21 protein-coding genes, 1 pseudogene and 3 riboswitches are annotated in these 26,584 nt (G+C 31.8%); of the genes and pseudogenes, 16 read left to right on the plus strand and 6 right to left on the minus strand.

The window, feature by feature from the left end; translation table 11 throughout:
- Window positions 1-6: 6 nt before the first annotated feature.
- A complete protein-coding gene (locus ACWJKE_RS14580) occupies window positions 7-786 on the minus strand; it encodes a DUF3048 C-terminal domain-containing protein (RefSeq protein WP_462958908.1) in 780 nt (259 codons plus the stop codon).
- A 558-nt stretch (window positions 787-1,344) separates the two neighbouring features.
- Here ACWJKE_RS14580 and trxA point away from each other — a divergent pair.
- Together trxA and ACWJKE_RS14590 are read left to right on the plus strand one after the other, a co-directional pair.
- Window positions 1,345-1,662 carry a thioredoxin gene (gene trxA / locus ACWJKE_RS14585; RefSeq protein WP_216302381.1) on the plus strand — a complete coding sequence of 106 codons (318 nt, stop codon included), beginning with the start codon at window positions 1,345-1,347 and terminating at the stop codon, window positions 1,660-1,662.
- A gap of 210 nt (window positions 1,663-1,872) precedes the next feature.
- The gene (locus ACWJKE_RS14590; RefSeq protein WP_216302382.1) at window positions 1,873-2,742 is read left to right on the plus strand and encodes an NAD(P)/FAD-dependent oxidoreductase; all 870 of its coding nucleotides are present in this window, start codon (window positions 1,873-1,875) and stop codon (window positions 2,740-2,742) included.
- 130 nt (window positions 2,743-2,872) lie between these two features.
- Here the strand turns inward: ACWJKE_RS14590 and ACWJKE_RS14595 are convergent, their stop codons facing one another.
- Both ACWJKE_RS14595 and ACWJKE_RS14600 read right to left on the minus strand, forming a co-directional pair.
- Window positions 2,873-3,427, minus strand: coding sequence for a cell wall hydrolase (locus ACWJKE_RS14595; protein WP_216302383.1), 555 nt, complete (start codon window positions 3,425-3,427; stop codon window positions 2,873-2,875).
- Window positions 3,428-3,549: riboswitch (cyclic di-AMP (ydaO/yuaA leader) on the minus strand.
- A gap of 78 nt (window positions 3,550-3,627) precedes the next feature.
- Window positions 3,628-4,662 carry a hypothetical protein gene (locus ACWJKE_RS14600; protein ID WP_216302384.1) on the minus strand — a complete coding sequence of 345 codons (1,035 nt, stop codon included), beginning with the start codon at window positions 4,660-4,662 and terminating at the stop codon, window positions 3,628-3,630.
- A 271-nt stretch (window positions 4,663-4,933) separates the two neighbouring features.
- Here ACWJKE_RS14600 and cdaA point away from each other — a divergent pair, with 271 nt between their 5' ends.
- The 7 genes from cdaA to glmS all read left to right on the plus strand — a co-directional run bounded on the left by cdaA (window position 4,934) and on the right by glmS (window position 13,800).
- A complete protein-coding gene (gene cdaA / locus ACWJKE_RS14605; RefSeq protein ID WP_165414282.1) occupies window positions 4,934-5,782 on the plus strand; it encodes a diadenylate cyclase CdaA in 849 nt (282 codons plus the stop codon).
- Window positions 5,752-7,026, plus strand: coding sequence for a CdaR family protein (locus ACWJKE_RS14610; protein ID WP_462958909.1), 1,275 nt, complete (start codon window positions 5,752-5,754; stop codon window positions 7,024-7,026). Before cdaA ends, ACWJKE_RS14610 begins: the two co-directional genes overlap by 31 nt.
- Complete coding sequence (locus ACWJKE_RS14615) at window positions 7,007-8,605, plus strand: NAD(P)/FAD-dependent oxidoreductase (RefSeq protein ID WP_216302386.1); 1,599 nt, start codon at window positions 7,007-7,009, stop codon at window positions 8,603-8,605. The genes ACWJKE_RS14610 and ACWJKE_RS14615 overlap by 20 nt, the downstream gene beginning before the upstream one ends.
- Before the next feature lie 358 nt (window positions 8,606-8,963).
- Window positions 8,964-9,350: a DUF2089 domain-containing protein gene (locus ACWJKE_RS14620; protein WP_220319776.1), complete on the plus strand. Its 387-nt coding sequence runs from the start codon at window positions 8,964-8,966 to the stop codon at window positions 9,348-9,350.
- Window positions 9,350-9,763, plus strand: a complete 414-nt coding sequence (locus ACWJKE_RS14625; RefSeq protein ID WP_165414278.1) for an SHOCT-like domain-containing protein — start codon at window positions 9,350-9,352, stop codon at window positions 9,761-9,763. The genes ACWJKE_RS14620 and ACWJKE_RS14625 overlap by 1 nt, the downstream gene beginning before the upstream one ends.
- 381 nt (window positions 9,764-10,144) lie before the next feature.
- Window positions 10,145-11,494 (plus strand): phosphoglucosamine mutase, encoded by a 1,350-nt coding sequence (gene glmM, locus ACWJKE_RS14630; protein ID WP_220286300.1) that lies wholly within the window; start codon window positions 10,145-10,147, stop codon window positions 11,492-11,494.
- Between the two features lie 479 nt (window positions 11,495-11,973).
- On the plus strand, window positions 11,974-13,800 hold the full coding sequence (gene glmS, locus ACWJKE_RS14635; RefSeq protein WP_220286301.1) for a glutamine--fructose-6-phosphate transaminase (isomerizing): 1,827 nt from the start codon (window positions 11,974-11,976) through the stop codon (window positions 13,798-13,800).
- 375 nt (window positions 13,801-14,175) lie between these two features.
- On the opposite strand, the pseudogene ACWJKE_RS14640 reads toward glmS, so the two are convergent.
- A pseudogene (locus tag ACWJKE_RS14640) lies at window positions 14,176-14,997 on the minus strand (sensor histidine kinase); the annotation flags it as partial.
- A 350-nt stretch (window positions 14,998-15,347) separates the two neighbouring features.
- Here ACWJKE_RS14640 and ACWJKE_RS14645 point away from each other — a divergent pair.
- Window positions 15,348-16,694 (plus strand): B12-binding domain-containing radical SAM protein, encoded by a 1,347-nt coding sequence (locus ACWJKE_RS14645; RefSeq protein ID WP_462958910.1) that lies wholly within the window; start codon window positions 15,348-15,350, stop codon window positions 16,692-16,694.
- A 248-nt stretch (window positions 16,695-16,942) separates the two neighbouring features.
- Here the strand turns inward: ACWJKE_RS14645 and ACWJKE_RS14650 are convergent, their stop codons facing one another.
- Window positions 16,943-19,384 carry a transglycosylase domain-containing protein gene (locus tag ACWJKE_RS14650; RefSeq protein WP_462958911.1) on the minus strand — a complete coding sequence of 814 codons (2,442 nt, stop codon included), beginning with the start codon at window positions 19,382-19,384 and terminating at the stop codon, window positions 16,943-16,945.
- 543 nt (window positions 19,385-19,927) lie between these two features.
- A riboswitch (SAM riboswitch) is annotated at window positions 19,928-20,047 on the plus strand.
- A 93-nt stretch (window positions 20,048-20,140) separates the two neighbouring features.
- Window positions 20,141-20,244: riboswitch (SAM riboswitch) on the plus strand.
- A gap of 117 nt (window positions 20,245-20,361) precedes the next feature.
- Between ACWJKE_RS14650 and ACWJKE_RS14655 the strand changes: the two genes are divergently transcribed.
- The 6 genes from ACWJKE_RS14655 to ACWJKE_RS14680 all read left to right on the plus strand — a co-directional run bounded on the left by ACWJKE_RS14655 (window position 20,362) and on the right by ACWJKE_RS14680 (window position 25,867).
- Window positions 20,362-21,369 (plus strand): methionine ABC transporter ATP-binding protein, encoded by a 1,008-nt coding sequence (locus ACWJKE_RS14655; protein ID WP_220286305.1) that lies wholly within the window; start codon window positions 20,362-20,364, stop codon window positions 21,367-21,369.
- On the plus strand, window positions 21,359-22,003 hold the full coding sequence (locus tag ACWJKE_RS14660; RefSeq protein ID WP_216302393.1) for a methionine ABC transporter permease: 645 nt from the start codon (window positions 21,359-21,361) through the stop codon (window positions 22,001-22,003). The genes ACWJKE_RS14655 and ACWJKE_RS14660 overlap by 11 nt, the downstream gene beginning before the upstream one ends.
- Window positions 22,004-22,053: 50 nt before the next feature.
- A complete protein-coding gene (locus ACWJKE_RS14665; RefSeq protein WP_216302394.1) occupies window positions 22,054-22,857 on the plus strand; it encodes a MetQ/NlpA family ABC transporter substrate-binding protein in 804 nt (267 codons plus the stop codon).
- Window positions 22,858-23,080: 223 nt separating this feature from the next.
- Window positions 23,081-24,610 (plus strand): alanine/glycine:cation symporter family protein, encoded by a 1,530-nt coding sequence (locus tag ACWJKE_RS14670; RefSeq protein ID WP_220286307.1) that lies wholly within the window; start codon window positions 23,081-23,083, stop codon window positions 24,608-24,610.
- A gap of 148 nt (window positions 24,611-24,758) precedes the next feature.
- Window positions 24,759-25,343 (plus strand): rubrerythrin, encoded by a 585-nt coding sequence (gene rbr, locus ACWJKE_RS14675; protein ID WP_165414776.1) that lies wholly within the window; start codon window positions 24,759-24,761, stop codon window positions 25,341-25,343.
- Between the two features lie 200 nt (window positions 25,344-25,543).
- Entirely contained in the window at window positions 25,544-25,867 is a 324-nt protein-coding gene (locus tag ACWJKE_RS14680; protein ID WP_216302396.1) for a hypothetical protein, read from the plus strand.
- A 105-nt stretch (window positions 25,868-25,972) separates the two neighbouring features.
- Here the strand turns inward: ACWJKE_RS14680 and ACWJKE_RS14685 are convergent, their stop codons facing one another.
- A complete protein-coding gene (locus tag ACWJKE_RS14685) occupies window positions 25,973-26,515 on the minus strand; it encodes a DUF1003 domain-containing protein (RefSeq protein ID WP_462958912.1) in 543 nt (180 codons plus the stop codon).
- Window positions 26,516-26,584 lie beyond the last annotated feature (69 nt).

Here is a 26,584-nt window from a genome sequence, read left to right on the forward strand (position 1 = left end):
TAATTGCTAATCGTAGGCTATAGAAGAGGTTTCATCAATAAAAGTCCACCATGTAGGGCCTGGCATTAGTGAAATAGGGTCTCCTTTTCGGTCTGTAATATTTATTTTAGAATTATTCTTCCTATCCCATTTAATATCTTGAGCTTTTCCGCTACAAAACAATAATCCGGTGCCACAAGATTCAGATGAAGCTAAGGTTTCATCATTTACAATGTTACCGTGTACAAATTGCACAATAACATTAGTTAGCTTTACAGGAGTATTATTATCATTATCAATGTTTAAGCCTCTATAATGATAATACTCTCCATTTTGATATAAAAAATTTGAAGATGAATCTTCATTAAAACTTATAAAAATGGAAGTTGCATTGATACCTTTAAGGGCTTTTGTTTCAACGTTATTGGAAAATTTTAATACTGGTAAATATGAATTACAATAATCTTTTAAATTAATTGTTGAACTAACATTTTTAGCACTTTCTTGGCTAAACATAGCTTTATAAGTAAGGCCATTAGACTTACTTAAAAACTCAAGGATCAAATCTGCATTACTAAGTCCCTTAATAGATGGTTCATTAGTAGTATTAATAAAAGTTGCAATTTTTTTGAGCTGGGCAGAATAAGTTTTAGAAACTCTTTCACCTGTATATTTTGGTGTAGTTATTTGATCATGTAAATTAAGGTAACAAATATGCATAGTAAACCTATAAACAAATAGTGAAAGAACTAATACTAAAATAGAACTTAAAAAATATATGATAAAAGTAAAATTTTTCTTTGCCATAAGGTCCTCCCATAGTGTCTATATATAATATTTTAATAGTCTTATTTAACTAGGAACAGGTCGTAAGTAGTAAAATTATTAGAAGATTAACGAGATTTTCTTTATTCAGAGAACCTCTTTATAATTAGTGGCATTAATATCATAATATGAAATAATTAAAATTTTAATACAAAATAATAATATATTTTGTATTATTATTAATCTAATTATATTAAAAAAAATAAATCCTGTGATATAATTAGATTAATCATAAGTACAATCAAAGTATAAGTAAGAATAAAAAAACACAATATAATAACGCTATAGTGAAAAAGATATTAGGAACATAAAAATAAATAACAATACAAAGGTATTTCGGACATTTTTAAGATTTGGTTTGGGTATACTAATTCTGAAATGTGTATATAAATTTAGAAATTTTACAACAATGACAGTTATACAAAAAAAATTTAAATTCAACAGATTTAAGTTTGAAATATTATTGACTAGTAAAATAATAAGGTATACAATTAAGCTATAAATATACCCTGGTGGGGTATAATAATTGGAGGTAATAATATGATTAAAGAAGTTAATGATAAAAATTTTAATGAGGAAATTGGAAATTCAGATAATATAGTTGTAGTTGATTTTTGGGCACCTTGGTGTGGACCTTGTAAAATGTTGACTCCAGTAATTGAAGAATTAGCAAAGGAAATGGGAACAAAAGTTAAATTTGCAAAAGTAAATGTAGATGAGAGTCCTATGATATCATCAAAGTATAAAATTTCAAGTATTCCAACAGTTATGGTATTTAGCAAAGAAGCAGTTAAAGAAACTATGGTAGGATTCAGACCTAAAGCAGACTTAAAGAAAATAATAGAAAATCATATATAAAATATTACAGCACTAAAAATGATGATTGATATGGTAATAAAGTTAAATAAAGTAATGTAAGTATTAAATAGAAATGTTTGGAGATAGATATTTTAAATTTTTATAATTTAAATAAATATCTCCATTTTCTAAGTGAAGAATTTTTATTTATCATAGGGACAAATAAGTAGAATGGCAGATACTAGGATAAAAACATAAGGAGGAGAAATTATGGGTGAGAGATATGATATAGCTATAATTGGAACAGGCCCAGCAGGCCTTGAAGCAGCTATTAGTGCTAAAATTAGAAATAAAAACATAATAATTTTTGGAAGCAAAGAATTAAGTCCAAAGCTAGTAAAAGCAGCAAAGGTAAACAATTTTTTAGGGTTCTATAACGTTTCAGGAAAGGACCTTAAGAATGAATTTGCAGCACATGTTGCTGCCATGGGGATAGGTATTGTAAATGAGAGAATAAATAATGTTTATGCCATGGGGGATTATTTTGCTTTGATGGTAAATGAAAAAATATATGAGGCTAAAGCAATAATTTTAGCTACGGGGATAGAATACACGAAAGCATTAAAAGGAGAAGAAGAGTTTTTAGGAAAAGGAGTAGGGTACTGTGCTACTTGCGATGCTCCATTATATAAAGGAAAAACAGTTGTTATAGTCGGATATAATAAAGAAAGTGAAGAAGAAACTAATTATGTAAGTGAATTGAGTGGAAAAACATATTATATCCCTATGTACAAAGGGGAATACGATTTAAATTCTAACGTGGAGATAATAAAAAATAAGCCTTTAGAAATAGTTGGTGAGGATGTGGTAACTAAGGTTATTTTAGAGAAGGGCGAGATAACTACAGATGGAATTTTCATGCTAAGAGATAGTGTGTCTCCTAGTCAATTGGTGCCAGGTCTTGAAATCGAAGAGGGACATATAAAAGTTGATAGAAGTATGAAAACCAATATAGAAGGATGTTTTGCAGCAGGCGACTGCATAGGTAAGCCATATCAGTATATTAAGGCTGCAGGTGAAGGATTAGTAGCAGCATTAAGTGCAGTTACCTATTTAGATAAAGAACATAAAAATAAATAAGATAGATGCTGACTATTTATTTTTATGTTATTAACAATAAAATTAGGTAGCTAACTGTAGTTAGAACTAGCTGTAGCTAGAATTAACTAAAGTGAGCTACCTGGCTGTAGCTTATAACTACAGTTTTTTTTTATTTAACTACAAAGAAAACATGATTTCCTATAGTTTTTACATTTGTTTTTTTTATACCTATCATCCACTGAGAAGTAGATATTTCAGGGTTATAAAAGAAAACAGCATTATATGTAGGATCTTTACCTTTTAATGCATCTAATACAGCAGTGTAACAAGCAGAATCGGGAATAACATTCGCTTTGCCATTGTGAATTATTTTCCCATCTTTAACACAAGAAAAAGCGTTTTTTTGATTTATAACACCAGAAATAGATTTTGGGAAATGACCATCACGAGCACGATTTAGTATAACGGATGCTACTGCGAGTTTGCCGATATCAGGTTCACCACAACTCTCGGCGTATACAACTTGCGACATTAAATAAATGTCGTTATCAGTAATGTAAATTGAGCTATTTGACTGTTTAAATACTGCGACTGCTTCTAGTTTATCGTTATATAAATCTTTAATTTCTGAATCAAATGAGTATAAATTTTTACCATTTACTCTTAAACTAGGCAATACTAATAATAATGTTAGCATACAAGATAAAAAAGCAAATTTTTTCATAGTATCTCTCCTTTTGCCTACGGAGTTAGCTGACGGGTTCGGGAAAGGTTTAACCTACACAATAAGTGATTCACCCCAAATGCTTGGTTCCTCCGTATTTTTTACTTCGGCTAATAATAGTGTGACCAAGAGTACGAAAATAATACGCTAAATTTTTATATTATAACGAAAAACAATGAAGTTATAAAATATATACGTATTTATTTATTATTCTTTAGCTGAGTATAGACTTTAATAAAATCATTATAAGAACGTTCCACTTGTGTAAATAGCACATTAGAAGAATTGTATAGAGCATCTAATGCGGCGGTGTCTACAGCCGTACTTAAAGTTTGAACTTTCTCACTTGTTAGCGCAAGTTTAAAATCCCTTAAATAGCTTTCCTGGTTATCTAATAAAAGTTTGAAGGATTCATAAGTAGTAATAGCCGCAGGAGGCACAGATAAACCTTTAAATGTAGTTTGCATTTCGCTTAATTTTGTAAAATCACTATCTACTAGCGACAAAAGGTCATCATAGGATATCTCTTTTTTTCTCGCTTTTATTACATTTGAGTAAAAATCAGTTTTAGCATCTAAAAAATCCACGGATAAGCTATCAGTTTTATTGATAAATTCCTGAGTTTGTTCCGATTTAATATCTGTTTCTTTTCTTATCATTACGGCGCTATAACTGTAATTAAGTACATTATCAATGAAGACTAAAGATGTTCTTGGCAGTGTTATTTCAATATTACGAATATCTACTAAGGAGTAAAAATTCATGCAATCATTTCTAAAGGTTTTAAGATCCTCCACGGATTTTTCTACATCTCGACCAGAAGGATTATTTAAAATTGCTAGTGTTTGTCTGTATATTAATAGGTTTTTGTCTAAGCCTGATTTTAAATTTTCATGATCTTTTTTATATTTCGCGGTAGGTTCTGAATTTGATAAATTATCGCGGAGCTTAGCTAAATCTTTAATAATACTAGGCAATTGTTCTTTGGCATAACCAACATCTATTGTTTGGCCACTATTAAACCGTCCTGTATTGTTATTAACCGTATTAATAATATTAATATTAGTTATTAAGGCAGTTTTATAGGAATCATATACCTTATTTATAGATTTGTAATAGATAGTTAAGGAAATACCTATGGAGATCATGATAATAGATAGAAAAAGTATGATTTTAAATGTTTTTCTTTTGTTATTAGTATCTATAATATCTACATTTTCTTTTTGCTCGTTCAAAAAAACTCACTCCCTTATTATTTGTCTTGTATTCATATATTAATTTAATACATATATTATTCTAGTTTAGTTACAGAATTATACTCTTAGAATGTAAAAGTGGTATATGTTGAATAAAATTACTTTGAAATGTGTGCTTAATTGTTATAATAAAATTACTTTGAAATGTGTGCTTAATTGTTATAATAAAATTAAATTATAATATATACTAATAAAGCAAATCATGGTGTATAATTGTAAATAGGAGTTTTAGTAGAGGGGTGTGGGCTTTATGGAAGTATTTAAATTAATGATAAGCACAATCAAAAATATAAGCATATTTTCAATTTTGGATATATTAGTGGTGGCGTTTATATTCTATAAAAGTTACATGCTAATGAAAGAAACAAGAGCTATACAGTTATTAAAAGGAATGATTTTTATTTTTGTGCTTATTCCGATAAGCCAATTGCTTAATTTAACAGTATTAAATTGGGTTTTAAATAAGACAATAACAATTGGTGTTTTGACTATTGTTATCATCTTTCAACCAGAAATAAGAAGGGCGTTAGAGCACATCGGAAGGACCGCTTTTGCTGATAAACACGTATTTGAAGATGAACAAATAATGGAGAAGGTTATAACTGAAATTGTCAATGCCGTTGAAATTTTATCAAAAAGTAAAACAGGGGCACTAATAGTAATAGAACAAAGGACAGGTATTGCAGAAATTATTAAAACAGGAACCGCATTGGATGCTGTAATATCTACAGCTTTACTAGAAAATATATTTGTAGTTAATACCCCCCTTCATGATGGGGCTACAATAATTAGAAATGATAGAATAATCGCGGCAGGATGTTTTCTGCCTTTAACAAATAATGATGTAATAAGTAAGAAACTAGGGACGCGGCATAGAGCGGCAATAGGAATAACAGAAACTTCAGATGCTCTAACAATAATAGTATCAGAAGAAACAGGAACTATATCTATAGCAATGAATGGAAGATTGCTAAGGAACTATGACAAGGATAAGCTTAAAAAAATACTTCTTCAAATAATAAAAAGAAGACAAACTAAAAAAATAACCTTAAAGGAGAGAGTAAAGGCATGGATAAAAACGGAAAACAAGAATTTATAATTAAAATTTGCTGCGTAATAGCTGCCTTTGCTTTATGGCTTTTTATATCAAGCACAGAAAATCCACTTACTGCTTATAAGCTTCAAAACATACCTGTACAGCTTTTAAATACAAATGTATTAACCCAGTCAAATCTCGTTTTAGTACCAGGGCAAGATTTAACAACATCCATAAATATCAAAGGGGCTAGTACTAGTATAATTTTGGGTAAGAAAGCAGAAGATTTCATATTAGTTGCAGATTTAAGTGCATATGCTCTTAAAACTGGAGAACAAATGATTCCTATTGAAATAAGAAAAAGCCCTAATAATATAACAGTGGTAAATAGTAATGGTCTTTTTATAAAGGTAAACTTAGATAAACGGATTGAATCTAATCTACCTATAAATGTAATTACAAGTGGAAAACCCAAAGAAGGCTTCTATGCATCTGAACCAGAAATATCCCAAAGTAATGCTAAAGTAGTAGGTGGGTCAAAGTTTGTAAATGTAGTGAAAAAAATATTAGTAGAAGTTAATATACAAGACGTGGAATCAAATATTGCAAAAACATACACGCTTAAACCAGTAGATGAAGAAGGTAAGGAAGTAAAAGGAGTGGTTGTAAACCCAGTTCAGATAGATGTTAAGATTCCTATAAGGAAGACTAAGTCTGTAGGAGTAACGGTGAAAACCATAGGAGTTTTGAATCCTAATTTTACGCTAAAGAGCATAAAAGTGCAACCAGAACGGTTTGATGTAACAGGAAGTGTAGATGCACTTAAACAAGTGGAAAATTTAAACACGGAAGCTATTGACCTAAGTAAAATAAACAAAAGTACTACGATGAATGTTAAAGTATTAATTCCAGGTGGATTAAGTTTAGTTAGTGGTACTGCTTTAGTTAAGGCTGAGATTAATTTAGATGAGGTAGTGAAAAAGAATATAGATGAGGTAGTGCAAAAAAAACTAAGTCAAGACATCAAATATATTAATTTAGATGAAAAATATCAAGTGAAACTCGAAAAAAATAATGACTCACTACTGGTTTCAGGTACGCAGGCCGTTATGGATTCTTTGGATTTGACAAAAATTAGCGCCGTAGTAGATTTAGCTAATTTAGTAGAAGGAGAACACTCTGTGAAAGTAGTGGCAAGTATGCCAGAAGGAGTAAATTTAATATCACAAGACCAAGATAAAATATTAGTAACTATTACGAAGAAACAAACGGAGGTAATGACAGGAAATGACAATAAGAGTGAATAACATAGTCCTAGATATAGACGATACTATAGATACTATAAAAACAAAGGCAGCAAAAATAATGAGAGTTGATGAGAACGAAATAAAAGATTTTAGAATAGCTAAAGAATCCATAGATGCTAGGAAAAAAAATAACATTAAATTTAATTATGCTGCTTGTATTAAAATGGATGATGAATTAAAAATTGTAGAGAGGGCAAATCATAAAGATGTTAAACTTGAAGAAGTTAAGTATAATGCTGAGTTTGAATTTGGAACGAGTGAGATGCAGCATAGACCTATAATCGTAGGAATGGGTCCAGCAGGTATGTTTGCTGGGCTTCTTATGGCGCAAAAGGGATACAAGCCTCTAATTATTGAAAGAGGAGAACAGGTAGAGCTTAGAACAAAAAGCATAAACAAATTTTGGACTAGGGCGGTGCTCAATACAGAATCAAATGTGCAATTTGGTGAAGGTGGAGCGGGAACCTTTTCAGATGGAAAGCTAACTACAAGAATAAAGGACACTAGATGTGACTACATATTAGAGGAATTTGTGAAAGCTGGTGCACCTGAGGAAATATTGTATATTGGCAAGCCTCACATAGGTACAGATGTGTTAAAAGAAGTTGTGAAAAATATAAGGGAAAGTATTATTAAACTAGGTGGAGAAGTAAGATTTAATAGTAAGCTTTCCGATATAAAAATTAAAGATAAAAAGGTGAAAAGCATAATAGTAAATGGGGAAGAGTTGCCTTGTGATAGCTTAATTTTAGCTCCAGGACATAGTTCCAGGGATACATATGAAATGTTATATAAAAAAGGCGTATTTATGTCTAGTAAGCCATTTGCAATGGGGGTTCGAATAGAGCATCCTCAGGATATGATCAATGAAAATCAATATGGAAAATATGCTAACCACCCAAGGTTAAAAGGTGCTGATTACAAGCTTACTTATACAAGTGGAAAATCTGGAAGAGCAGTATATAGTTTTTGTATGTGCCCAGGCGGACAAGTAGTCTCGGCAGCTTCAGAGCAGGGATGCCTTGCAATAAATGGTATGAGTGAATATAAGAGAGATAAGGCTAATGCAAACTCAGCTGTAGTGGTATCTGTAGGACCTAAAGACTTTGGAACAGACGACCCACTTGCTGGTATTGAGTTTCAGAGGCATTATGAAGCACTAGCTTATAAAATTGGAGGATCAAACTATAATGCACCCGTGCAATTAGTTGGAGATTTCCTTAAAGGAATAGACAGTAACAAAATAGGGAGTATAAAACCAAGCTATACACCGGGATATAAATTTGCTGATCTTACTGGGTGTTTGCCTAGTTATGTAACAGATGCTATAAAAGAGGCTTTACCTAAATTTGATTATAAAATAAAGGGTTTTGCAAGAGAAGACGCAGTTATGACTGGTATTGAAACAAGAACATCGGCGCCAGTAAGAATTGATAGAAATGAGGAATTACAAAGTATATCTCTAGAAGGATTATACCCAGCAGGAGAAGGAGCGGGATATGCGGGTGGAATAATTTCTGCGGCAGTTGATGGATTAAAAACAGCAGAAAGTATAATGAAGAAATGGAAACCTGAATAAGAGCTCATCCTTAGTAAGTGGCTTAGAGCGTGGTTTGTTTTCTAGCTTTATAAAATAATCTATATAGGCAGCTCCAAAAAAATTGACTAGCATACCAGCTAGTTATTTTTTTGTAACACCTGCCTTAAATCATCTCCTGGGTCGCTGAACAGCTATGAAGAAGATGAATTAACGACTTCAGAAGGAGATTTATACTCCCACTGAAGTTTTCTATTTGTTAGGGCATATAATTCCAACTTATAGAAGTAGGAGACTTTCATTCTGAAATATCGTTAAAAATACTGGAATAATTAATTTCTATGTTGAATATTTCAATTAATGATAATATAATGAATACAATGGAAGAAGGTGGTAAAACATGGCATGCAAAATATTAAGTAAATGTCCAGTTTGTAGCTCTAGATTAAAAGCAACTAGATTGAAATGTGATGGATGTAATACTGTGGTAGAAAACCAATTTGAATTATCTAGATTTGATTATTTAAATAGTGAACAGTTAAATTTTGTTGAAGTATTCTTAAAAGCTAGAGGAAACATTAAGGATATGGAAAAAGAGCTTGGCATAGCATATCAGGCAGTTACAGCAAAGCTAGATGAGGTTATTGAAGCACTTGGGTATACTTTTTTAAAGCAAAAACCAGCCACTGATAAAAAGGATGTATTAGATATGTTAGACAAAGGTGAAATTACTGCTGATGAAGCATTAATAATGCTAACAACATTTCAGAAAAAGGAGGGGAAATAATGAATGAAGAAATCTCAAGAATATTAAGAATGGTTGAAGAAGGTAAAATTAATTCAGAAGAAGCTATGCAGCTTATAGACGCTTTAAATGGAGAAAGTAAAGAATTTATTATTTTGGATAAAGTAGCAGCAAATAATAGCCACACTAAAGGCAGAACACATGCTAAAATGCTTAAAATAAGGATAAAATCTAAGGGAAATGACAATGCAAATATTAACATTCCACTGAAATTTGTAAGCGGTATGATAAAAACATTTGGAAGAATTCCAAACGTAAATGTAGATGGCATGGAAAATGTAGATATGGATGCAATGACTCAAAGTATATTAGATGCCATAGATAATGGAATGGATGGGAAAATTGTAGATATAAAAAGTGGAGATGGAGACGCAGTTGAGATTGTTATAGAATAAGTCAGCTTCTTAGAAGCTGTGAAGCTACCCAGGAGATGATTTAGCCCAACCCAAATAAGTGAGTTGGGCTATTTTTTTGATAAGTATATTGTAAAATACTGAGACTTTTTTTACAAATACTTATACCTGTAGTATAATATGATTAAGTTTTATTCATTTATGCAAAAAAAGCTTTGATATATATGTACATAAATAGTAAAATAAAACAATGAATTTTCCGCATAAATATAATTTAAGTTAGAAAGTAGTTTTCAGTGAATTAATATAAATAAAAAAAGGCCAATGAGGGTTTAAAAATAAAACACTAGCAAATTGATTAGTTGTTTTGTTTAGGATGACCTGTAATAAATCCATATAATATTGAGAAAGAGGTAGAAAAATATGAGTAGAATGTTCGGGACAGATGGAGTACGTGGTATAGCAAATACAGAATTAACAGTGGAGCTTGCATATAAGTTAGGAAGATCAGGAGCGTTTGTATTAACAAGCGGAGCTCATAAACCTAAAATTTTAGTAGGAATGGATACAAGAGTTTCGGGAGATATGTTAGAATCGGCCTTAGTTGCAGGGATTTTATCGGTAGGGGCTGAGGCAATATGTCTTGGAGTAGTTCCTACACCCGCTATAGCATATTTAACTAGAAAATATGGAGCAGATGCAGGGGTTGTTATTTCAGCTTCTCACAACCCGGTAGAATATAATGGAATAAAATTTTTTAACAACAATGGGTTCAAGCTGTCTGATGAATTAGAGGATACAATACAAGCAGTCATAGAAAGTGATTTTAAAGGAGTACCATCACCAATAGCAGGTGATTTAGGTAAGAAAACAGTTAATCACAGTGCTGTAGAGGATTATATAGAATTTGCTAAATCTACTATTTCAGGAGACTTAAAAGGACTTAAAATAGCATTAGATTGTGCTAATGGGGCTTCGCATATTACTTCAGTAAAAGCTACAAGAGATCTAGGAGCTGAGGTTTTAGTTATTAACAATGATCCAGATGGCATAAATATAAATAGAGACTGTGGATCTACTCATCCTGAGCATTTAATGGCTTTTGTTAAAGAAAATAATTGCGATTTAGGACTAGCGTTTGATGGTGATGCAGATAGATGTTTAGCTGTAGACGAGAAAGGAAATCTCATAAATGGAGATTTTATAATTGCTATTTGTGCTAAACACTTAAAGGATATTGGTAAATTAACTAAAAATACAGTAGTAGTAACAGTTATGAGTAATTTGGGCCTTGATATTGCGATGAAGGAAGAAAACATAACTACAGTTAAAACTAAAGTAGGAGATAGGTACGTACTTGAGAAAATGCAAGAAGAGGGTTATAGCCTAGGTGGAGAGCAATCAGGACATGTAATTTTCCTGGATTTTAATACTACAGGGGATGGACTTGTATCAGGACTTCAATTAGCCACTGTTATTAAAGAATCAGGAAAACCATTATCGGAGCTTGCAGCAATGATGACAGAACTTCCGCAAGTATTAGTTAACGCAACAGTACCTAATGATAAAAAGGACATACATGAAACTGATAGTGAAATAGTTGAAGAGATTAGAAAAATAGAAGAAAAATTAGATGGTTGTGGAAGAGTGCTTATAAGGCCTTCAGGTACAGAGCCTTTAGTGAGAGTAATGCTCGAGGGTAAAGTACAAAGTGAATTAGATGTAATGGCGCATGCTCTTGCGAAATTAATCCAGGAAAAAGCAAATAAGTAAGATAGTATAAAATTTCATGATTACTAAATAATATGGTAAATAACATAAATTATAGTAGAAAAAAGTAACTATTAAGTTAACTTATCATTAAAAGCATTGACGTTTAGGCTATAAAATGAATATAATAGACTGAAAGCTTATGTGAAAGGTTCATAAGCTTTCAGTTTACGTATTTGTGAATGTAAATATTATGGTAAAGGAGGATAGAGAGAATTAGATGATTTTAAAGCGCCAGGACTCATAATGAGCATTAGTAGTTATTATGCATTATGAGTTGACGAGGATGGGGAGTATCGAATCTTCGGCGGATGCCCCGCGGTAGCGCACTACCGTTAATGGTTGATAAAAGCGATTAGTGATTTTCGTTACAAGATCAATCTGGTGTTAAAACCTTTATAAATATTACGAATAGCACTAAAGGTAATAAAGCACTTTAGTGTTGATTTGTGTAAAATTTTAAATTTGAGAGGAAGATGAATATGTGCGGAATAGTTGGATATTTTGGAAAAAAACAGGCTTCACCAATCTTGGTAGAAGGTCTTAGTAAATTAGAATATAGAGGATACGATTCAGCAGGAATCGCAATTATAAATGATGGAGTTTTAAGCGTTACAAAGTGCAAAGGAAGACTTGCAAATTTAGAGGCTCAATTATTAGAAGAGCCGCTTATTGGACAAGTGGGTATAGGACACACTAGATGGGCCACTCATGGTAAACCATCAGATGAAAATTCTCACCCACATACTAATGAAAAAGGAACTATTAGTGTAGTTCACAATGGGATCATAGAAAATTATATACGTTTAAGAGAATGGTTAATGACAAAAGGATATAAATTTACATCTGAAACTGACACAGAAGTAATACCACATCTTATAGATTTCTACTTTGATGGAAATATTGTTGAAGCGGTAATGAAGGCTACTACTAAAATGGAAGGTAGCTATGCAATAGCAGTAATATCAAGTGATGAACCAGATAAATTAGTGGCAGTAAGAAAAGATAGTCCGTTAATAGTAGGTATTGGCAAAGATGAATTTTTTGTAGCTTCAGATATACCAGCAGTATTAAACCACACAAGAGAAGTATATTTATTGGAAGATAACGAATTTGTTGTAATTTCAAGTGATGGAATAAAGCTTATTAATGCTGAAAACGAAGTTATAGAGAAAGAAGTATTCCATGTAACTTGGGATGCAGAAGCCGCTGAAAAAGGTGGATATGAGCACTTTATGCTAAAAGAAATCCATGAACAACCAAAGGCAATCAGAGACACAATGACTTCAAGAGTAGTTCTAGGAGAGCCAATATCTCTAGATAAAATAACTATAACTAAAGAGCAAATTCAAAATTTAAATAAAATATATATAGTAGCATGTGGAACTGCATACCATGCAGGAGTTGTAGGTAAATATGTTATAGAAAAACTTGCAAGAATACCAGTAGAATTAGATATAGCTTCTGAGTTTAAATATAGAGACCCAATAATGGACGAAAATACATTGATGATAGTTATTAGTCAATCAGGAGAAACTGCAGACACTATGTCCGCTTTAAGGCTTGCAAAGTCAAAAGGTGCTAGAGTTATAGCAGTAACTAATGTAGTCGGTAGCGCAGCTTCAAGAGAAGCAGACGACGTACTATACACTTGGGCTGGACCAGAAATAGCAGTTGCATCTACTAAAGCTTATGTAACTCAGCTTATAGCGATGTATATAATAGCATTATTCTTTGCTCAGAATAACGAAACATTAAGCGTAGATGAATTAGAAGAAATTAAAGCAGCTATGCTAGAGCTTCCAGAAAAGGCAGAGCAGGTGCTTAAAAATAAGGAAACTGTTCAAAAATTCACAGCGAAAACTTATATGCATAGAGATATGTTCTTTATAGGCCGTGGACTTGACTATGCAGTTGCAATGGAAGGTTCATTAAAGCTTAAAGAGATATCATATATCCATTCAGATGCCTATGCGGCAGGAGAGTTAAAGCATGGTCCTATAGCGCTTATGGAAGAAGGAACTATAGTTATAGCACTAGCTACTCAAGAAGAATTATTTGATAAGATGGTAAGTAATATAAAAGAAGTAGCTACTAGAGGAGCAAAAGTATTTGCTTTTGCGCCAGAAGGACACACTGAAATTGAAAAATCAGTATACTCCGTAACTTATATACCAAAAGTAATGGATATATTAGCACCAGTAATTTCAGTAATTCCACTACAATTATTATCTTACTACATGGCAATTCAAAAGGGTTGCGATGTTGATAAGCCAAGAAATCTTGCAAAATCAGTAACGGTGGAATAAGAAAAAATAGATGATACACAAACATGTGTATGTTTTAAGAAAGTCTTAAACTGATTGCTGTTTAGCGACATTGCAGCTCCGCAGGAGATGATTTAACGTATAAATTTTTAAAAATAAAGCATGAAAAAATATATGATAAATATATTTTTATTCATGCTTTATTTTTATGAGCAAAAAAAGTATATATTTTATTACACTTGTTCTTCATTTAACGACATTTCAGAAGGAAAGCCTCCCACTTCTATAAGTGGGAGTACCTACTATAAGTAGGAGTTACTTGCCCTAACAAATAGAAAACTTCAGTTGGAGTATAAATCTCCTTCCGAAGTCGTCAATTCATCTTCTTCAAAGATGTTCAGCTCCGCAGGAGATGATCTAATTAAATGTAACTGTAACCTTAAATAAATCCCCATCCACAGTTATATTTAATTGTCCACCTTGTAGTTCTACAAAGCTTTTGGCTATGGCTAGTCCAAGTCCCGAACCTTCTGTGTTACGTGCTTTGTCTCCTCTTACGAATCTTTCCACTATGTCATTAACATTAAATTCAATTTCAATAGCTGTCATATTTTTCAATGTTATTTCAATTTTATCTTCTCTAGAAACAATATCAATGTAAACTCTAGAACCTTTCATAGAATACTTTGTTATATTGATTATAAGGTTTTCAAACACTCTAAACATACGCTGGCTATCCAAATGCAATATTACTTTTCCTTCTGGATACTTTGTTTTTACTACTAGTGATGCTGCTGATATTTTATCATCTAGTTCTAATAAGGTTTGTTTCATTAAGGCCACAACATCCACATCAACTAAATTTAAATTTATATTTCCACTTGTAGCCTTGCTCACTTCAAATAAATCCTCAATTAATTCCTGTAATCTTTGTGATTTCCTATCTAATGTATCTAAATACTCCTTATGCTTTTCTGCTGAAAGATTTTCATCCTTTAATAAATCTGTATAAGTAATAATAGATGTTAAAGGAGTTTTTAAATCATGAGATACATTGGAAATAAGCTCTGTCTTCATTTTTTGACTCTTTACCTCTTCGATAACTGCCTTTTTAAAGCCTTTTTGTATACTTTCGATTTCTTTCTTAAAATCATTGAATACACCTAAATTTTCTTCAATAGTTACATCTAAATTGCCTTCCGCTATTTTATTTGTAGCTTCAAAAAGCTTATTATATTTGTAGGTCATCTCATTATAAATTTTTCTTACCACCTCTCTCAATTTCATATCTTTATGACACTCTTAACTTTTAAAGATAATGTTGGGGTAATTCTAAAGATTTTCTAAAGACTTATCCCTATTTTAACTTTGAAAACAAGATTAATACATACTCAAGAAGTGACTCCAAATAAGAAGAGTGGAAATTCCACGTTTCAATCTCTTATTTGGAGTCACGCAGGAGAACGTTATACGGGCGGGGAAAATAGAAAAAATAGTAAGTTAATTATGGTATGTAATGGTATAATTTATTAGAGTCGTCTCACTAGCGTAGAATATTATGCGATATCGCTTTATTTGAGGAGGATTATATGAAAATCAAATTAATTCAACCTGCAATGGTACAAAGACCTATGGATACAAAATTAAAAACAAGAATGTCTCCTTCGTTAGCTTTATTAACAATAGCAAATCTTACGCCAAAAGAGCATGAAGTTAATATTGAGAATGAAAATGTTGAAAAGATAGATTTCAATGAGCTGGTAGATTTGGTGGTTATAACTGTTACTGTAGATGTTATGAATAGAGCAGTAGAAATATCAAAGGAGTTCCAAAAGCGTGGTGTAACAGTAATTGCGGGGGGGATACACATAACATCAGATCCAGAGGGAACTGTTGATAGTTTTGACGCAATAAGTGTGGGAATGGCTGAGAGAGTTTGGGTAAAGATACTTAAGGATAAAGAAAACAATTCGCTTAAAAAGATATATTATGATATGGAAAATATTTCGGGAGAAGAAATAGTATCACCTAATTATGATATTATTGATAATAAAAAATATTTATATACTAATATAATTAGCACAAGCAGGGGATGCCCATTTCAATGTGATTTCTGCTATAATAGTTGCAAAAATGTACTTAAAACCTATATTAATAGACCTATAGATGATGTAATTAAAGATATAAATAAATTAAAAACAAGACATATAATGTTTATTGATGATAATTTTGTTGGAAATCCAAAATGGACAAAAAAATTATTAAAGGAAATGAAACCTCTTAAATTAAAGTGGAATGCAGCAGTTACTTCTAATATAGTTGACATGCCTGAACTATTAGATGAAATGAAGGCGGCAGGCTGTCAAAGCCTTTTTATAGGTTTTGAAAGTATAAATAGTAAGTCATTAAAAAGTGTTCATAAAGTACAAAATAGTGTGAATAGATATGAGAAGCTTGTGGATGAAATTCATAAAAGAGGAATAATGATAAATGCTAGTTTTGTTTTCGGATTAGATGAAGATGATGCCTCAATATTTAAGAGTACATTAGAATGGGTAGTTAAAAATAAAATAGAAACGGTAACATCCCATATTCTTACCCCCTATCCTGGTACAAAGTTATACTTATCATTATTCGAGGAAAATAGAATAGTAGATTTTAATTTGTCTAATTATAATACTGCCCAAGTTGTATATAAACCCAAGAGTATGACAGCAGAAGAATTATATAATGGCTATCTATGGATATATAAAGAGGTGTACACGTTTAAAAACATAATGAAAAGACTGCCGAAATCCAAAAAACAATGGATTCCATTTTTAACATTTAATTTTTGTTATAGAAAATTTGGAAAACTAACTGAGATCTTGTGCAATATAGTTTCTTTTAAAAATATAGGAAGATTTTCTAGCTGGTTGGCTTATAGAACAAAGTAGGTGGCGGAAACTAATAAAATTTTGAGAAAAGAAGGCAAACTCATAATCTTCCAATACGATTGTTTAAGAAAGGATTTGTATATAGGATATCAACGGTATGCTTAAATATAGCGGTAAAAAAAGAGGGGAAGTATTTTTAAATACTTCCCCTCTTTTAAAATAAAATATAATTACTGATTAATGACACTTCAGAAGGAAAGTCATTAATAGTGCAGCAGCGTAGGTGATGATTTAACGTTCGCGCTGGTTTATTGTGCAGGGGGTGGGGTTGGGTCTGGGGCTGGGGTTGGGGCTGGAGCTGGGTCTGGAGCTGGGGTTGGGGCTGGTGGTTGTTCATTTGCGGCTGCGTCTGCAGCCGCTTTGTCTGCAGCTGCTTTGTCTGCAGCTGCTTTTGCTGCGGCTTCATTTGCAGCTGCTGCGTCAGCAGCTACTTTGTCTGCTGCTGCTTTATCCGCAGCTGCTTTGTTTGCAGCATCATCGCTTGCTTTTTTCGCAGCATCATCGCTTGTCTTTTTTGCAGCATCATCGCTTGCTTTTTTTGCAGCATCATCACTTGCTTTTTTTACATCATCATCACTTGGTTTTTCTATGACTTTCTTTTCTGCTTTTATTTTACCATTTTCATTTAATTTGATATATAGAGTATTCATTAATACACCATTTCTATCAACTACTGTATTAGGACGAGTAAAGTCTTTTTGTTCTAGACCTTGGTGTAGGTACTCCATATATTCTTTCCATATCTGACCTGGTTCTTGAGCTCCATACATGTTTTGTGGCGCTGGAATATCATCTCCTACCCATACAGAGGTTGTATAATAAGGTGTATATCCTACAAACCAAGCATCTTTTGATTGATCTGTAGTTCCTGTTTTACCTGCAGTAAAGGGATAGTTACTAAGGGCTAAATTTGCATGACTTTCTGTTTTTGTTAGTACACCCTTTAAAGTATCTGTCATAAGATAAGAGGCACCACTATCATACACTGTAGTTTGCTTATGTTTATTTTCAAATAATACTTCATTAACTATTGTATTTGTTATTTTACGTACATTAGTCGGACTTATAAATTCGCCGTTTCTTGCAAGGGTTGAATAACCTGAAGCCATTTCAACTGGCGTAACACCCTTTGTAAAACCACCTATAGCAATTATAGGGTAAATATCTTGAGGAGTTGTATATTTAAACTCCATGTTTTGTAAATATTTCAACGAATTCTTTACGCCCATTTCTCCCACTAATCTAACCGGGATAGTGTTTATAGATATCTCAACTGCATATCTTAAAGATACAGAACCTCTGTATTTAAAATCAACATTAGCGGGACCATTATCAAAGGCTTTGTCTTCATATTCACTAGCGGGAATGTAGCCTTTTTCAAATGCAGGGGTATATGCGATTAATGGCTTTATAGCGGAACCTGGCTGCCTTACACCTAAGAAGGCTCTGTTAAAGGTGTTACCATCTTGGCTTCTACCTCCAACTATAGCTACTACTTCTCCAGTATTATTATCTATAGTAACGCTTGCACCTTGCTTTTCATATAAATCTGTTTTGTTATTGGTGCTTGTATATTGAGCCAAATGACTATCTACTACACTTTGTAATTTTTCTTGTTTTGCAGTATCAATAGATGTATCTATTCTATATCCTCCACTAAGAAGTTGTTTTTCTTTAGACTCATATTCATCATTATACTTAGTGAAATAAGTGTTTCTATCATTATCATTACTAAAAGAATATTTAGAAACGAAACCATTTTGCTCCATTAACTTTAAGGTTGCATTGTGAACAGCATATTGAATATCATAGCTCATAGGTTCAGGTGCTGTACGAGGTTTAATATTTAATTTAATAACTTCTGCTTTTGCTGTATCAAAATCATTTTGTGAAATTTGTTCTAAGCTTAGCATTTTATCTAAGACTAAGTCTCTCCTCTTTATAACATTGTCCAGCTGAGTCACGGGGTTATAAACAGATGGATTATTAGGTATTGAAACAAGCATAGCTATTTGAGATAAATCTAAATCCTTATTATTCTTTTGAAAGTAAAATTGTGAAGCACTTTCAATACTATAGCATCCATTGCCGAAGTTTATATTATTTACATAAAACTCTAATATTTGATCTTTTGAATATCTTTCTTCTAATTTATTTGCTATAACAGACTCTTCCAATTTTCTCGACAAGGTTACGTCAAATGTAAGGAATACATTTCTTGCAAGTTGTTGCGTTATTGTTGAACCACCTTGTACGATAGCTCCCTTGGATTTTATATATACCCAGACAGCTCTCCTTATACCTTTATAATCTATACCACCATGTTTATAAAATCTTTGGTCTTCTATTGAAGTGACAGCTTTACCTACATAGGGATTTAAGTCTGCTTCTTTTGTGTAATAATATGTATTGGTCTTAAATTCTTTTAATAGTTTACCATTAGTATCAAAAAATTGTGTCGGTTTTCGGGTATTAAAGGAGGTTTCGTTTATGGTTTGTGCTATATTGTTAGCATCTTTTATAGTTGCCTCTATTTTAGGCCCATATTTAATATAACCATATCCTAAAGTTATCGTAGCCGATACGAAAATTATTGCAGAAAATATCAATAAACCTTTAACGATTTTTTTCCAAAGTTTCTTTTTAACCGGTGCTGTTTTTATGGGTTCTACATTTTTATTATCATCCATTAATATCTCCTCCTTTTTTTATTATACAAAAAATGTCCAGGGTTAGCCCTGAATGACCACGCTTCATACATACTGTAAAGGGGGGGCTTACTTGGTCGCCATAAGTATTTCCTGTTTTTAGTCCTATATTCAATTGTTATTACTGAATTCTAATACTAGGTCACATAAAAGAGACCTTATGGGTCTCTCTTATACTATTAAAAAAGTGCTTAGTTTATGTGTGTATAATACAATTATTTTACAATTTTGTCAATAACACTAAGTTATATGATGTGATTTCTATTGATGTTAATTATTTCTTATTGGCATTTCAAACATTAGCCATACAATGTATCCTCCTAGAACAATATAATTATTACAATATATTATAACATAAATAATGTAACATGAATATTTATGTTATATATAAAGTATGAACAAAATATATATTATGATGAAACATCATTAGACAGTTGTATGATGTTTGGAGAAGGTGTATATAAAAACTTCTTTACATAGCATTCATATAGTGATATTATAAATCTGATTTAATAAATAAGTTAATTCTCATCAAGAGAGATAGAGGGACTGGCCCGATGACATCTCGGCAACCATCAGACGTTATTGTCTGAATAGGTGCTAAATCCTGCGTTAATTTCATTGTAAATTAGCGGAAGATGAGAGAGGTGTCTTTGTAATTTTATACCTCTTTCATCATTATATAATGATGAAAGAGGTTTTTGTTTTTTTGAATAGATGTAAATAAAATTTAATAGTGTCTTATCAAGAGAGGTGGAGGGACTGGCCCTATGAACCCCGACAACCAGTATCATATTATGATACATGGTGTTAATTCCTGCAGCATTGCTGCAAGATAAGAATAAGTTTGGAAGTAGTGCCCAAGTTTATTCTTGGGCTCTATTTTTTTAGAGTGATGTTTAAAGAAAGGATCAAAAGGTAAAGATGAATTATAAGAAATGAAAAGGAGAAGGGATATCATGATTAAAGTTCGAGGTGTAAGTAAAAGTTTTTCAGGGGTTAAAGTGTTAAATGATGTTTCATTTACAGTGGAGGAGGGTGATATTTATGGTGTTATTGGTCACAGTGGAGCTGGTAAATCCACTTTACTTAGATGCTTTAATGGGCTTGAAACCTATGATACAGGTACCATTAATATAATGGAAAAAGGGGTGAAACAGCTAAGTTTGAAAGAACTTCGCGAGTTTAGGAAAAATGTAGGCATAATATTTCAAAGTTTTAATCTTATTAACAGTAAAAATGTTTTTGAAAACATAGCATTTCCACTAGAAATATGGGGAAACGATAAAAATTTTATTAAAAAAAGAGTAGATAGCTTAATAGAGTTAGTAGGACTTAAGGATAAAGCAAACACCAATGTAAAACAACTTAGCGGAGGGCAGAAGCAAAGAGTTGGAATTGCAAGAGCGCTTTCACTTAATCCGAAAATATTACTTTGTGATGAAGCTACCTCTGCACTAGATCCTAAAACTACAAAATCTATATTAGAGCTTTTAAGGGCTATCAATAACAAATTTAATATAACAATTATTGTAGTTACCCATCAGATGGAAGTGGTAAAAGAAATTTGTAATAAATTTATTCTTTTAGAAGGAGGGGAAATTAAAAGCCATGGCATTACCGATGAACTATTTATTAGGCCAACAAAGGAAATGCAAACACTTATGGGAGAGGAAGAATTACTGCCTAGCACGGGATATAACATTAAAATATTTTTTACAAAGGAAATTACCCAGAGTTGCCTTATAACATCAATTGCCAGGGAGTTAAATATTGATTTTTCAATAGTATGGGGCAGGCTTGAAAAATTTAGGGATAACGTAATGGGAAGTCTCATAATAAATGCAAGTAAAGAGAATAAGAAGAAGATATTAAATTATTTAGATGAAAAATCTATAGAGTGGGAGCTCATTAATTATTCTGTGCAGCTTGAGAAGCACAAGGGAGAGAGTATAAATGCTATTTAAAGATATTTTATTACCTGCACTAAAAGAAACTATATATATGGTAACATTATCCACGATTTTTACAGTTATTTTAGGGTTTATTTCAGCAGTAGGATTAATTATAACTGGACCTATTGGCCTAAGGCCAAACACTTTAATCTATAAAATCTTAAATTTAGTAATAAATGTACTTAGGTCTTTTCCGTTTATTATACTAATGATATCTATATTCCCTTTAACTAAGCTTATAGTTGGAACAACAATAGGTACTAATGCAGCTATAGTTCCTCTAACGCTTGGTGCAGCACCTTTTGCTGCAAGAATAATAGAATCTGCACTTTTAGAAGTGGATTATGGAATTGTTGAAGCAGCTAAGTCATTTGGTGCAAAAACCTATCAAATTATATTTAAGGTTATGTTAAAAGAGGCAATGCCGTCTATAGTTCTTGGAGTTACGTTAACAATAATAAACATTATAGGTTACTCAGCTATGGCTGGGACAATTGGTGGAGGGGGACTTGGAGATGTAGCCGTAAAATATGGTTACTATAGATTTAAGTCAGATATCATGATATACACTGTAATTATATTAATTGCAGTTGTGCAAGTAATTCAAGCCTTAGGAAATATATTGTACAGAAAAATGATTAAATAAGTTTTGAATTATAAAAATATTAAAAGAAAAATAAGAGGAGGAAATTAAAAATGAAAAAAATATTAAGCATATTATTAACAATAGTTGTGATTTTTACACTGAGTGGATGTGGAGCAAAAAAAGAGGCGGATGTAACTGAGAAAAAAATCATTAAAGTAGGTGCGTCACCAGTGCCTCATAAAGAAATATTAGAGGCTATAAAGCCGATTCTCGCAAAAGAGGGATATACTCTCGAAATAGTAGAATTTACTGACTATGTAACACCAAACACTGCACTAGCCGAGGGACAATTAGATGCTAATTTCTTTCAACATATTCCTTATTTGCAATCCTTTAGTAAGGAAAAGGGAGTGGACCTAGACTATACTGTAAAGGTTCATCTTGAACCTATGGGTGTGTACTCTAATAAATATAAAAAGCTAAGTGATTTAAAAGATGGAGCTAAAATAGCCATTCCAAGTGATCCTACAAATGGAGCAAGAGCACTTAGAGTGCTTGAGAAGGAAGGGCTATTAAAACTAAAAAGTGGAGATCTTATTTCTAAACTTGATATTACTGAAAATAAAAAGAATTTTAAAATAACTGAATTAGACGCTCCTCAGCTTCCAAGGATTTTAAAAGATGTGGATGCAGCAGTTATAAACTCAAATTTTGCAATAGAAGCCAATTTAAATCCGACAAAAGACGCACTAGCAATTGAATCAAAAGATTCGCCTTATGCAAATGTGCTTGCAGTTAGAAAAGAAGATAAAACTAAACCTCATATAGAAGCACTTTCAAAGGCATTAAATTCTCTAGAAGTTAAAAAAATTATTGAAGATAAATATAAAGGAGATATAATTCCTGCTTTCTAAAAAAAATATAAAACCATTAATCATTTTGCTTTGGGCGTAATAGTCGAAAGTAAGATGATTTTTTTATAGTAAAGCATAAAGTTTAACGACATTTTTATACTTTTATTTTTTTAAAAATTCATTTTATACCTTATTAGTGTATAATTACCGTATGCAAATAATTTTTGGAGTAATTAATTCTAAAATGCAAATAAGGATAACATTATAATATGGAGGTTTAAAAATGAGTGTATTATTTCAAGCAATAAATAATTTTTTTGATTTTATAGTTCCTATTGCGGATTTTCTATGGGAATTTCCAACTAATTTTAAGTGGTATCAAAACATCCCGGTTTTAGGTAATTTTGCCTTTGCAGTTATTTTACTTTTAGGAACAGGAATTTATCTTACATTTAAAACTGGATTTATTCAAGTTATGGCATTTAAAAAAGGAATTAAGATTCTTGCTACAAAAAAGGAAACAGATACTGGGGTTAGTTCATTAGCATCATTTTTACTAAGTTCTGCTATGCGTGTAGGTCCAGGTAATATTATGGGGGTTACAGGTGCAATATCTGTTGGCGGACCAGGGGCACTATTTTGGATGTGGGTTTCAGCTTTCTTTGGTATGTCCACGGCTTTTGTAGAATCTGTACTTGCACAGCTTTTTAAAGAGAAAAATGGCAAGGAGTTCGTAGGTGGACTTCCATTTTATGGTCAAAAGATTTTGGGCAATAAACGGTGGGTAGGTATTGTACTGTCTTCACTTTTTATAATATATGCACTGTTTGTTATCCCATCTCAAGCTTTTCATTTATTTACAAGTTTCGGTTCAATAGCTGATACTATAGCTGGAAAAACCTTTGGACGTCAATCTACAGTTTATTATGGTATAGCAATAGTCTTAATAATTACTGTTCTTTTGACTGTAATTGGAGGAATAAAAAGAGTTACTGCAGTTACAGATATACTAGTACCTATTATGGCAGTTATTTATACACTTATAGTTATTTTAATAATATTAGTTAATTTAGATAAAGTTCCGTATTTCTTTAAAGAAGTGATTGGTGGAGCATTTAAGCCCAATGCATTATTTGGTGGGGCATTTGGTGTAGCTTTAGCTCAAGGAATTAAGCGTGGGTTAATGTCCAATGAAGCTGGGCAAGGAACAATTACAATGGCGGCTGCTACAGCGGAGAATAAACATCCTGCAGAACAAGGTTTTGTACAATGTCTAGGAGTTTTTCTTGACACAATGGTAATATGTAGTATGACTGGATTTGTTATTGTTATGGCACATGTTTGGACAGGCACTGCTGGAGTTTCATGGGAAAGTATAGAAGCGTCGAAACTTACAGTTTACCTATCCTCAATCAAATACTTAGTTCCTGGTACTGCATTAGATGGAACAGTTACAATTATTGTTTCGCTATGCTATGGAATGTTTGCATTTACAACATTGCTCGGTTTAATATTGTTTGCAGAAGTCTCCGCAAATTTAATATCTAGAAATAAGAAATTTATTATGGGAATACGTTTGGTTGGTGCATTATTCTTTGTTCCATTTGGCGCATTAACAGTTCTTGCTGGTTTAGAACTTACAAATTTATGGTACATAGGTGATTTTGTAAATATTGTTTTAGTTTATGTAAATGTTCCAATTATATTAATTGGGTCTAACTATGCATTAAAAATATTGAAAAATTATAAAAAAACCGATGGAACTAAATTCAAATCAAAATCTATTGGTGTTGATACTGATGTTTGGAAATAAGGTACATACTTAGAATAAACTTAATTAATAGGTAATTTAGTAAACTTTCTTAAAATAGTATGGATTAAAAGAAGCAAAGTATACTATTTAGGGTATACTCTAATAGAGGTAATTATTTTCTTTAAGTAGAAAAACAAGGAGGCATTTTATGAAAACATTAAAGGGTACAAAAACAGCTGAAAATCTTATGAAATCATTCGCAGGTGAATCACAAGCTAGGAATAGATATACTTATTATTCATCTATAGCGAAAAAAGAGGGGTATGTACAAATAGCTAATATATTCATAGAAACAGCAGATAATGAAAAAGAACACGCTAAAAGATTTTTTAAGTTTTTAAATGAAAGTTTAAATGGAGAAGTGGTAGAAATTAATGCCACATATCCTGTAGGTCTTGGAGATACTAAAGCAAATTTATTGTCAGCAGCAAATGGAGAAAATGAAGAGTGGTCAGATCTTTACCCAGCATTTGCGAAAGTTGCGCAGGAGGAAGGCTTTGATGATATCGCGTTTGTTTTTAGAAAAATTTCTGATGTTGAAAAGCATCATGAAGAAAGATATAGAGAACTATTAAGTAATATAGAAAATAATACAGTATTTAATAAAGAAGAATCAGTTATTTGGAAATGTAGAAACTGTGGTTATATTTTTGAGGGAAAAAGTGCTCCGAAAATATGCCCAGCTTGTGTACATCCTCAAGCATATTTTGAAATATTCTCTGAAAAATATTAATAGCATTTCAAATGATGCAGTATTAAAAATGCCGTAGCAACCTTCGTGGATTCTTAATATAAAAAATAAAAACAACCCCCATTTTGATTTAATTAATTTGGGGGTTGTTCTATATCACGCTTTGACTTGGTAGTTGTAATGTATAAATATTCAGTGTAAATTATTTAACGACATATATTAATGTAGCAAGAGAAGGGAAAATGTACAGTGCATTTACGGTTCTGGGGAAAGATAAAGATAAAATATATATTTGGTTATTAAAGGAAGGTTATTTTAAAGAGGGAGATAAGCTAATCCTAGAAAGTGGAATAGCAATTCCCGTAGTTCTATATATCAAGAATGGTAAGAATGGAATTGAAATTACCAATCATAAATATCCAGAGGATGGAATTGGCTATGAGAAAGGCATGAAAAAACGGTTTGCTTATTATGTTAAAAACACAATTGGTAGTAATTACAATGAACGTGCAGACAAACTTGAAAAAATTATAAAAAATAGATCTGATGAAGATTTTAAAAATTAAAATATAACTCAAAATATGAATTCAATAGATTTAAAGTAAACACTGAACTAAACTTGTATCAACAATGCGAGTATCGCTTTCAAGAAATTTTGGGTTTTTACTCAGTTATTTTGTTTTTTGTAAACTTTCAATATATTCAAGCATTATAGATTGATTCTTAACTAACATTTTTTGATCTTCAATTAATAAATCTATTTTCTTATGCAAATCTTGAACGATCAACTCTGATTTCAGATTTATTTTATAATCATTTTTTGATTTTATTCTATCTTTATCTTCCTGTCTATTCTGACTCATCATTATTACAGGTGCTTGTATAGCGGCAGTACACGATAGTACTAGATTAAGAAGTATAAATGGAAAGGGATCAAATGAATTCTTTAAGATGATATTTAATACTATCCATATTCCTATAATTGCTAATGCTGCAATTATAAAACCCCAGCTGCCTACTGATGCGGCTATTTTATCAGCCATATTGTTTCCAAAAGTAAGAGTTTGTTTATGAGTAATCGTAGTATCTTTGGATATCTTATTTCCTATTAAGTCATGCAATAGATCTTCTTCAATATCGTTAAAAATCTCTCCTTGCTCTAATATTTCGTTTACAATTATTTCTGTATCTAAAGTATCATTTCCATTTGACATAGTAATACCCCCTTAGTTGTCTAAGTACCCCTATTTTAATAGGGAAATTGATATAAATTAAAGATATGT

The sequence above is a fragment of the Clostridium sp. CM036 genome (assembly GCF_055081135.1).

Bases quoted from the DNA above. Each gene is read 5' to 3' on its own strand.
- ACWJKE_RS14580 (WP_462958908.1), bottom strand. From the start codon at position 786: ATGGCAAAGAAAAATTTTACTTTTATCATATATTTTTTAAGTTCTATT.
- trxA (WP_216302381.1), top strand. From the start codon at position 1,345: ATGATTAAAGAAGTTAATGATAAAAATTTTAATGAGGAAATTGGAAAT.
- ACWJKE_RS14590 (WP_216302382.1), top strand. From the start codon at position 1,873: ATGGGTGAGAGATATGATATAGCTATAATTGGAACAGGCCCAGCAGGC.
- ACWJKE_RS14595 (WP_216302383.1), bottom strand. From the start codon at position 3,427: ATGAAAAAATTTGCTTTTTTATCTTGTATGCTAACATTATTATTAGTA.
- cdaA (WP_165414282.1), top strand. From the start codon at position 4,934: ATGGAAGTATTTAAATTAATGATAAGCACAATCAAAAATATAAGCATA.
- ACWJKE_RS14610 (WP_462958909.1), top strand. From the start codon at position 5,752: ATGGATAAAAACGGAAAACAAGAATTTATAATTAAAATTTGCTGCGTA.
- ACWJKE_RS14615 (WP_216302386.1), top strand. From the start codon at position 7,007: ATGACAATAAGAGTGAATAACATAGTCCTAGATATAGACGATACTATA.
- ACWJKE_RS14620 (WP_220319776.1), top strand. From the start codon at position 8,964: ATGGCATGCAAAATATTAAGTAAATGTCCAGTTTGTAGCTCTAGATTA.
- ACWJKE_RS14625 (WP_165414278.1), top strand. From the start codon at position 9,350: ATGAATGAAGAAATCTCAAGAATATTAAGAATGGTTGAAGAAGGTAAA.
- glmM (WP_220286300.1), top strand. From the start codon at position 10,145: ATGAGTAGAATGTTCGGGACAGATGGAGTACGTGGTATAGCAAATACA.
- glmS (WP_220286301.1), top strand. From the start codon at position 11,974: ATGTGCGGAATAGTTGGATATTTTGGAAAAAAACAGGCTTCACCAATC.
- ACWJKE_RS14645 (WP_462958910.1), top strand. From the start codon at position 15,348: ATGAAAATCAAATTAATTCAACCTGCAATGGTACAAAGACCTATGGAT.
- ACWJKE_RS14650 (WP_462958911.1), bottom strand. From the start codon at position 19,384: ATGGATGATAATAAAAATGTAGAACCCATAAAAACAGCACCGGTTAAA.
- ACWJKE_RS14655 (WP_220286305.1), top strand. From the start codon at position 20,362: ATGATTAAAGTTCGAGGTGTAAGTAAAAGTTTTTCAGGGGTTAAAGTG.
- ACWJKE_RS14660 (WP_216302393.1), top strand. From the start codon at position 21,359: ATGCTATTTAAAGATATTTTATTACCTGCACTAAAAGAAACTATATAT.
- ACWJKE_RS14665 (WP_216302394.1), top strand. From the start codon at position 22,054: ATGAAAAAAATATTAAGCATATTATTAACAATAGTTGTGATTTTTACA.
- ACWJKE_RS14670 (WP_220286307.1), top strand. From the start codon at position 23,081: ATGAGTGTATTATTTCAAGCAATAAATAATTTTTTTGATTTTATAGTT.
- rbr (WP_165414776.1), top strand. From the start codon at position 24,759: ATGAAAACATTAAAGGGTACAAAAACAGCTGAAAATCTTATGAAATCA.
- ACWJKE_RS14680 (WP_216302396.1), top strand. From the start codon at position 25,544: ATGTACAGTGCATTTACGGTTCTGGGGAAAGATAAAGATAAAATATAT.
- ACWJKE_RS14685 (WP_462958912.1), bottom strand. From the start codon at position 26,515: ATGTCAAATGGAAATGATACTTTAGATACAGAAATAATTGTAAACGAA.